The organism is Paeniglutamicibacter sp. (assembly GCF_046714615.1).
Lineage (GTDB): Bacteria > Actinomycetota > Actinomycetes > Actinomycetales > Micrococcaceae > Paeniglutamicibacter.
This window is the reverse complement of record NZ_JBKKAP010000125.1, coordinates 1-6789: the sequence shown is the minus strand read 5'-3', so window position 1 is coordinate 6789 and position 6789 is coordinate 1. Positions and strand designations below refer to the sequence as shown.

Sequence of the window (6789 nt, the reverse complement as noted above, 5' to 3'; positions counted from 1 at the left end):
GAACCCAAGGTACTTGGGTTCCGGGCCACAGGCCGGAAGGCTATCGGGAGCTAGACCCAGACCTGGATCTGGCCGCCCTCGGCGCTGGGCTCGGAGAACTCCCAGATCCCGGTTTCCGGGTCCGGGGCGGTGTAGGGCTGCACAATGGCGATCGAAGCGCCGTCGCGGTGCTCGGCCAGCACGTGGACGGCGTCCATGCCGTCGTCCAGCAAGGTGACATCCGAGACGAACGCAACCGCGTTGAAGGAATCGCGCTGGTCGGCCAGCAGCTGGACCAGGTCCTTCATCATGACCTCGGCGTCGATGTCGGCTTCCGGGTCGTCCAGGTCCTCGGTGGGTTGGACGGCCAGCAGGCGCAGCTCGGGTTCGGCGTTTTCTTCGCTGGCAGGTTCAACGGCGATGGCGAAGGGCAGGAACACACCCTGCTCCTCCAGCTGCTCGCGGGCCACGCCCAGGGCGGTGCCCAGGACCTTGTTCAGCTCTGCCTGGGCAGCGTCGTCGAGTTCGGTGATCTTGTTTTCTGGGGTGCTCATGCGTTGCTCCTGACGATTGAGAGGACCTGGTTGCGGATGGATTCCATGGTCGTGGTGTCTTTTGCTTCCCCGTTGTAGCGCAGGAAGGGTTCGGTATTGGATGGACGGAGGTTAAACCAGTATGACCCGTCGCGGGCGGTGACGGTGGTGCCATCCATGTGGCCGACCTCCACGGGTGCACCGGCGAAATCGGCGAGCACGCGGGCCACGGCACCCGCCTTGTCCTCGACCTCGGAGTTGATCTCCCCGGAGGAAACATAGGGCTCGTACTCGGCGGCGAACTCGCTCAGCGGCGTGTCCTGGTGGCCCAGGGCCGCCAGCACGTGCATGGCGGCAAGCATGCCGGTGTCAGCGTTGTAGAAGTCGCGGAAGTAGTAGTGGGCCGAGTGCTCCCCGCCGAAGACCGCGCCCTCGTCGGCCATCACGGCCTTGATGAAGGAGTGCCCCACGCGGGTGACCACCGGGCGCCCGCCAGCGGCGGCCACCGCCTCTGGGACGGCGCGGGAGGTGATCAGGTTGTGGATGACCACCGGGGTGTCCTCGCCCGCGGCCTGGGCCCGTGCGATCTCTCGCACCGCCACCAGGGCGGTGATCGCGGAGGGGGAGACCGGGGCACCCTTCTCATCGATCACGAAGCAGCGGTCGGCATCGCCGTCGAAGGCCAGTCCGATGTCGGCACCGTGCTTGAGCACCGCCGCCTGCAGGTCGCGCAGGTTCTCCGGCTCCAGCGGGTTGGCCGGGTGGTTGGGGAAGGTGCCGTCGAGCTCGAAGTACATCTCGACGATTTCCAGCGGCAGCCCCGGTAGCAGGGTGTCGCCCAGCACCGCGGGGGTCGTGAGCCCGCCCATGCCGTTGCCCGCATCCACCACGACCTTCAACGGGCGGATGCCCGAGAGATCCACGAGCGAGCGCAGGTAGTCGGCGTAGTCGGCCAGCACGTCGATCTCGCTGACGGTGCCCTCGGGGGCCTCGGTGGACACCGGAAGGCCCTCGTCGAGGTAGCTCTGGGCCAGGTCGCGGATGTCAAAGAGCCCGGTGTCCGAGGACACCGGCACGGCCCCGGCCTTGGCCATCTTGATGCCGTTGTAGGCAGAGGGGTTGTGGCTGGCGGTGAACACCACCCCGGCGCTGTTCAGCGACCCGGCGGCGAAGTAGAGCTCGTCGGTTGAAATCAGCCCCAACATCTTCGGGTTGGCGCCGCGGTAGGCCGCTCCGCGGGCGAAGGCGGCGGCGAATTCCGGGGAGGAGGGACGCATGTCCCCGCCCACCAAGACGTCCTGGCCGGCCAGACCCAAGACGTCGACGAATGCGGCGCCAATGGCTTCGACCGCCTCGGCGGTAATGGTGGCCCCGACGATGCCGCGCACGTCATAGGCCTTGAAGGACTCAGAAAGTTCTATTTCCACACTCACACCCATGAGCTTATCCGGTTGGTGTGTCGGGGCGCGGATTTCGCGTCGTGTAGGTGAGTAGTTGCATAGGGCGCGGATACCCCGTGTGCGGGCAAGTGTCGGTGGACACTGGAATACTGGGGTCCATGGACGCCTTTACACCCAGCATTGATTCGGACTTGCGCTCCGCTGCCACCTCCATCCTGCGTTCCTTGGTCGGCCGGGACGATGCGCAGTTCCATGACGGCCAGTTCGAGGCCATTGAGGCCTTGGTTGCCGGGGGACGCCGAGCACTGGTGGTGCAGCGTACGGGCTGGGGAAAGTCCGCCGTATACTTCGTGGCCTCGCTGTTGCTGCGGGCCCGCGGTGCCGGACCGACGCTGATCGTGTCCCCGCTGCTTGCACTGATGCGCGACCAGGTTGCCGCCGCCGCGCGGGCCGGGGTGCGGGCCGAGGCCATCAACTCCGCCAACGCCCTGGACTGGCAATCCATTGCCCAGAAGCTCGACAATGACGAGCTGGACGTGCTGCTGGTGTCCCCGGAACGGCTGAACAACCCGGTCTTCCGCGACACCCAGCTGCCCGCGCTGGTGGCACGGATGGGGCTGCTGGTTATTGACGAGGCGCACTGCATTTCCGACTGGGGCCATGACTTCCGCCCCGACTACCGCCGCATCAAGGACCTCATCCACGCGCTGCCCGGCAACGTCCCGGTGCTGGCCACCACCGCCACCGCCAACGAGCGGGTGGTCCACGACGTGCAGGAGCAGTTGGCCGTGGGTGGCGCCGAGGTCTTCACCCTGCGCGGCTCGCTGGCCCGCGAGTCCCTGCGGCTGGGCGTGCTGCGACTGGCCTCGCCGCGCTCGCAATTCGCCTGGCTGCTCACGCACCTGAACGACTTCCACGGCTCGGGCATCATCTACACGCTGACGGTCTCCGCGGCCGAGGACATCGCCCGGCTGTTGGCCGAGGCCGGGCACAAGGTGCTGGCGTACTCGGGACGCACCGACACCGAGGAACGCCACCGCGCCGAAACCGCGCTGAAGAACAACGAGGTCAAGGCGCTGGTGGCCACCAGCGCGCTCGGCATGGGCTTTGACAAGCCGGACCTCGGCTTCGTCATCCACGTCGGGGCGCCCAGCTCCCCGGTGGCCTACTACCAGCAGGTGGGCCGCGCCGGCCGTGGCAGCATCAACGCCGACGTGCTGCTGCTGCCGGGCCCCGAGGACCGCGAAATCTGGCGCTACTTTGCCACCAGCTCCATGCCCGACGAGCAAAAGGCGCACGCCGTCCTGCAGGAACTCGGCGCAACCCAGGGGCCGCTCTCGGTGCCCGCTCTCGAGGCCCGGGTCAACATCAAGCGCACGCCACTCGAACTCCTGCTCAAGGTGCTGGCCGTGGACGGTGCGGTGGAACGCGTCTCCGGCGGCTGGATCCGTTCCGGCGCCCAGTGGTTCTACGACGCCGAGCGCTACACCCGGGTGGCGGCCGCCCGCGTGGCCGAGCAAAACGCGATGCTCGATTACGAGAACCTGAAGACCTGCCGCATGGAATTCCTCTCCCGGGCACTGGATGACCCGGCCGCCGCACCGTGCGGCCGGTGCGACAACTGCGCCGGCGTCTGGTTCAGGGACGACATCCAGGACTCGGCCAAGGACTCGGCACAGACCGCGTTGGGCAGGGTTGGTGCGTTGGTCGAAGCCCGCCGGATGTACCCCGGCGGCATGGAAAAGCTTGGTGTGCAGCTCAAGGGCAAGATCAAACCCGAGTTCCAGGCCGAGGACGGACGGGCGCTGGCGCGACTGACCGACCTGGGCTGGGGCGGCCGGTTGCGGGCACTGCTGGAAACTTCGGACGAGCCTGACGCCCCCATTTCACAGGCGATGCTGGACGCCTGCGTCAAGGTGCTCAGCGAGTGGAAATGGTCCACCCGCCCGGTCGCCGTGGTTTCCATGCCATCGCGGAACCGCCCGCAATTGGTGGGATCGTTTGCCCAGGGCATTTCAACCATCGGGCGGCTGCCGTATTTGGGGCAACTCGAATACCGCGACCACGGCCCGCGTGGCGGCTCGGGCGGAAACTCGGCCTTCAGGCTCGCCGCGGTCTGGGACCAATTTGTGGTTCCCGCCGAAATGGCCGAGAAGTTGGCAGGTGCACCGGGTCCGGTCCTGCTGCTTGATGACCTGGCCGACAGCCGGTGGTCATTGACCGAAGCGGCCAGGATCCTGCGCGGGGCTGGTGCCCCCGGCGTGCTTCCATTCGTGCTGGGTGTGGCTGGCTGATCCTGGATCTCGGCGGTGAGATCTTGCCGCTGCACCTAGCGGACCCGTTGGTATCCCCGTTCCAGCAGTCCGCCGATGATTCCCGAAATGGCAGCGGGGAATGCCCCGAGGGCCGCGACGTGCCGCAGCATGCTGTGGGGCGACACCGTGGCAACGCCACCGACCAGAACGGCGGGGGCTGCAACGCATGCGGTTACCCAGCGAGGGTGACCACGCCGGAATGACCAACCGGCTGCCATCAACGAGGCTGTGGAACCGGCAAGTATGTAGAGACTGCCAACCCGTGCGTCCTCTTCGAAAATCGTTGTCGGGAAGTAACCGGTGATGAACATTGACCTCCACAGGCCAATGGCCGTCAAGACCACCGATGCCACAACCAGGAGTGCCCAAAGGATGGTTCCGCACCATCCCCGACGGCGGACCGGAATGTACGTCAGATTCATTGCCGGGATTCCCTTCCCCCCACCAGCGGATGGACTTGGACATGACACCATCTTGGTTCGTGCCAACGCGGTCTGTCCATGGTCGGACGTTGTCACCGGCGTGAGGCCGATGCTGCTTGCTCCTTAGCGGTGGAAATGAATCGATGATTCAAGATGCGCACTGCGCGATGGGTCTATCTGGGCTCCATTCGTCCGCCCGATGCGGAGCTGGTCCAGCATCTCCCCGGTGCATGGAAATCGTCGGCCGAGGTACCGGCACGGCTTGGCAACGACCTCGTCCCCGCACGGAAGGTGGCATCTGAGGCCGGTTGGCGGCTGTCGGGGAAGCGCCGCGCAGTGGGTCATGGCGGCTTCGCATAAACCCCGGAACCTGCGTGTCGGGTCTCGGCCGCCGGCATTCCGCTGCGAAGATCCTTGATCGGCACCATCGCTGCGTTTCCTGCTCTTCCTTCAGGACAGCCATGGTGTCAAAATGAGGCGAACGCAGATTCACGAAAGCGTTTGCCTCAATCCAAGGAAGTGTTGCTATGGCTGAATTCATGGACGTGCACAACCACATGCAGGGTTTGTCTGCGGCCGACCTCAAGGCCGCGCACGCGGCCGATCTCGCCCTCCAGGGCGAGGAGGGCGTGGAGTTCAAGAACGCGTGGGCAGATCCGGTGAGCGGGAAGATTTTCTGCCTGTCCGAAGGGCCGTCAAAAGAAGCGGTTCAGCGGGTCCACGAGCGCGCGGGTCACTTGGCCGACGAAATCTACGAGGTTCCGCTGGCCGTCTGAATCTTCGTCCCAAAGCGACGAAGATTCCGCATATTGGCAAAAGTGAATGAGGGGACACGGGGTGTGTTGCCGCCGATTTTCGGAGGCGACGCACCCCGTTTGCATGTCCTGCGACGTGTGGGGACCGCGCTGTCCCTAGGCGGTCCTTGTCCGAGGACGAGGTACGAGGGAAGCCATGCAAATTAGGTAGCGACCGGCAGAATCTTGCGGCCTCCGAGTTCTGCACTGTGTCTCGGCGGGCCGTAGGCTAGAGACATGGAAATTCTGCTTTGGGTCGTCGTCCCGCTGCTCATTATCGGACTTGCGTGGATCGGGCTAAAGAAGCTGCGCGTCAAGAACTCGGGCGAGGTTTCTGCCGCAATTACCCCGGAATCGGCACAGTCGGCCGCAGCACGGCTGACCGCAGAGGGCCACCGCGCCGTCTACAAGTCCTTGGCACAGGGTGATTTCATGGCCGCGGTGCAAAACTACAAGGCCATGACCGGTGCCGGGTACAAGGCCAGCATCATCGCGGTGCGAAGCCTGGAGCGTTACCCCCAGATCCGCAAGGAACCCACCAACGGACCCACGATTGCCCAGCAGCTCGAGGCCGAACGGCAGGCGACCAAGGCCGAGGAACCCGAAGCATCCGAGCCGCAGACACCCAACGCGGCGGCCGAAATTCCGGTTTCGCCGAAGCCTGTATCTCCGGCCGAGGAAGCCTTGTCGCAGGAATCGGTGGCTGGCCCGGAAGGCACGGAAAGCCCGGAGGGCCCCGAGGACCCCTGGGTGGTGCCTAGCGAATGGTCCGAGGCGTTTGGCAGCAAATCGGAGCGGACTTCCACTCAATTCAAGGTCGCCTACCTAGTTGACGGGGAATCCCGCGAGTTTGCCAGTGAAGATTTGCCGCCGGCCGAATATGACCAGTTCCTTTCCCTGGTTCGCGACGAGGACCTGCCGGGAGCTGCGGCGCTCATTGCCAAGCACTCCGGCCTGGAGCAGGCCGAGATCCTGCGGATGCTTGCGGCCTCCCCATTGGGTGGCGGCAAGACCCCGACTGCAAACATCGCCGACTTCAGCTTTGAGGGACAAGGCCCGGACGGTGCAGTGAAATTCAGCATCAATGACCTGGTGGAGCCCGAACGCACGGAACTGCTGGACCACTTGCGCCTGGGCGAACTCGACGAGGCCACGACCATCGTTGTCCGCCACACGGGTCTCCCCGACGAGATGGTGCGTACCCTACTCAATGCATTCGGGGACGGAGACAAGTAGGGGCCGCTGGCGGCCTTGTCGCCGGATGCGAATTCGTGGCCGCGTGCGTTTGGCTCCCCGAGGGGCCAAACGCACGCGGTTTGATGTTGGGGGCGAGTCCTGGTCTGGAT

At 65.4% G+C, this 6789-nt stretch carries 5 protein-coding genes; 3 read left to right on the top strand and 2 right to left on the bottom strand.

Features of this window, described 5'->3' with window-relative positions; genetic code table 11:
• Nucleotides 1-50: 50 nt before the first annotated feature.
• The gene (locus ACLQ7E_RS14790; protein WP_411733338.1) at nt 51-533 is read right to left on the bottom strand and encodes a hypothetical protein; all 483 of its coding nucleotides are present in this window, start codon (nt 531-533) and stop codon (nt 51-53) included.
• Nucleotides 530-1951, bottom strand: a complete 1422-nt coding sequence (locus ACLQ7E_RS14785) for a phosphomannomutase/phosphoglucomutase (protein ID WP_411733337.1) — start codon at nt 1949-1951, stop codon at nt 530-532. Before ACLQ7E_RS14785 ends, ACLQ7E_RS14790 begins: the two co-directional genes overlap by 4 nt.
• A 119-nt stretch (nt 1952-2070) precedes the next feature.
• Here ACLQ7E_RS14785 and ACLQ7E_RS14780 point away from each other — a divergent pair, with 119 nt between their 5' ends.
• The 3 genes from ACLQ7E_RS14780 (at nt 2071) to ACLQ7E_RS14770 (ending at nt 6679) form a co-directional block, all read left to right on the top strand.
• Nucleotides 2071-4206, top strand: coding sequence for a RecQ family ATP-dependent DNA helicase (locus ACLQ7E_RS14780; RefSeq protein ID WP_411733336.1), 2136 nt, complete (start codon nt 2071-2073; stop codon nt 4204-4206).
• Between the two features lie 970 nt (nt 4207-5176).
• Entirely contained in the window at nt 5177-5425 is a 249-nt protein-coding gene (locus ACLQ7E_RS14775; protein ID WP_411733335.1) for an SCO4226 family nickel-binding protein, read from the top strand.
• Between the two features lie 255 nt (nt 5426-5680).
• Nucleotides 5681-6679 carry a hypothetical protein gene (locus ACLQ7E_RS14770; protein ID WP_411733334.1) on the top strand — a complete coding sequence of 333 codons (999 nt, stop codon included), beginning with the start codon at nt 5681-5683 and terminating at the stop codon, nt 6677-6679.
• Nucleotides 6680-6789: the final 110 nt, after the last annotated feature.

What these genes read in the sequence shown, in the direction of transcription:
- ACLQ7E_RS14790 (WP_411733338.1), bottom strand. Translation starts at nt 533, where the DNA reads ATGAGCACCCCAGAAAACAAGATCACCGAACTCGACGACGCTGCCCAG.
- ACLQ7E_RS14785 (WP_411733337.1), bottom strand. Translation starts at nt 1,951, where the DNA reads ATGGGTGTGAGTGTGGAAATAGAACTTTCTGAGTCCTTCAAGGCCTAT.
- ACLQ7E_RS14780 (WP_411733336.1), top strand. Translation starts at nt 2,071, where the DNA reads ATGGACGCCTTTACACCCAGCATTGATTCGGACTTGCGCTCCGCTGCC.
- ACLQ7E_RS14775 (WP_411733335.1), top strand. Translation starts at nt 5,177, where the DNA reads ATGGCTGAATTCATGGACGTGCACAACCACATGCAGGGTTTGTCTGCG.
- ACLQ7E_RS14770 (WP_411733334.1), top strand. Translation starts at nt 5,681, where the DNA reads ATGGAAATTCTGCTTTGGGTCGTCGTCCCGCTGCTCATTATCGGACTT.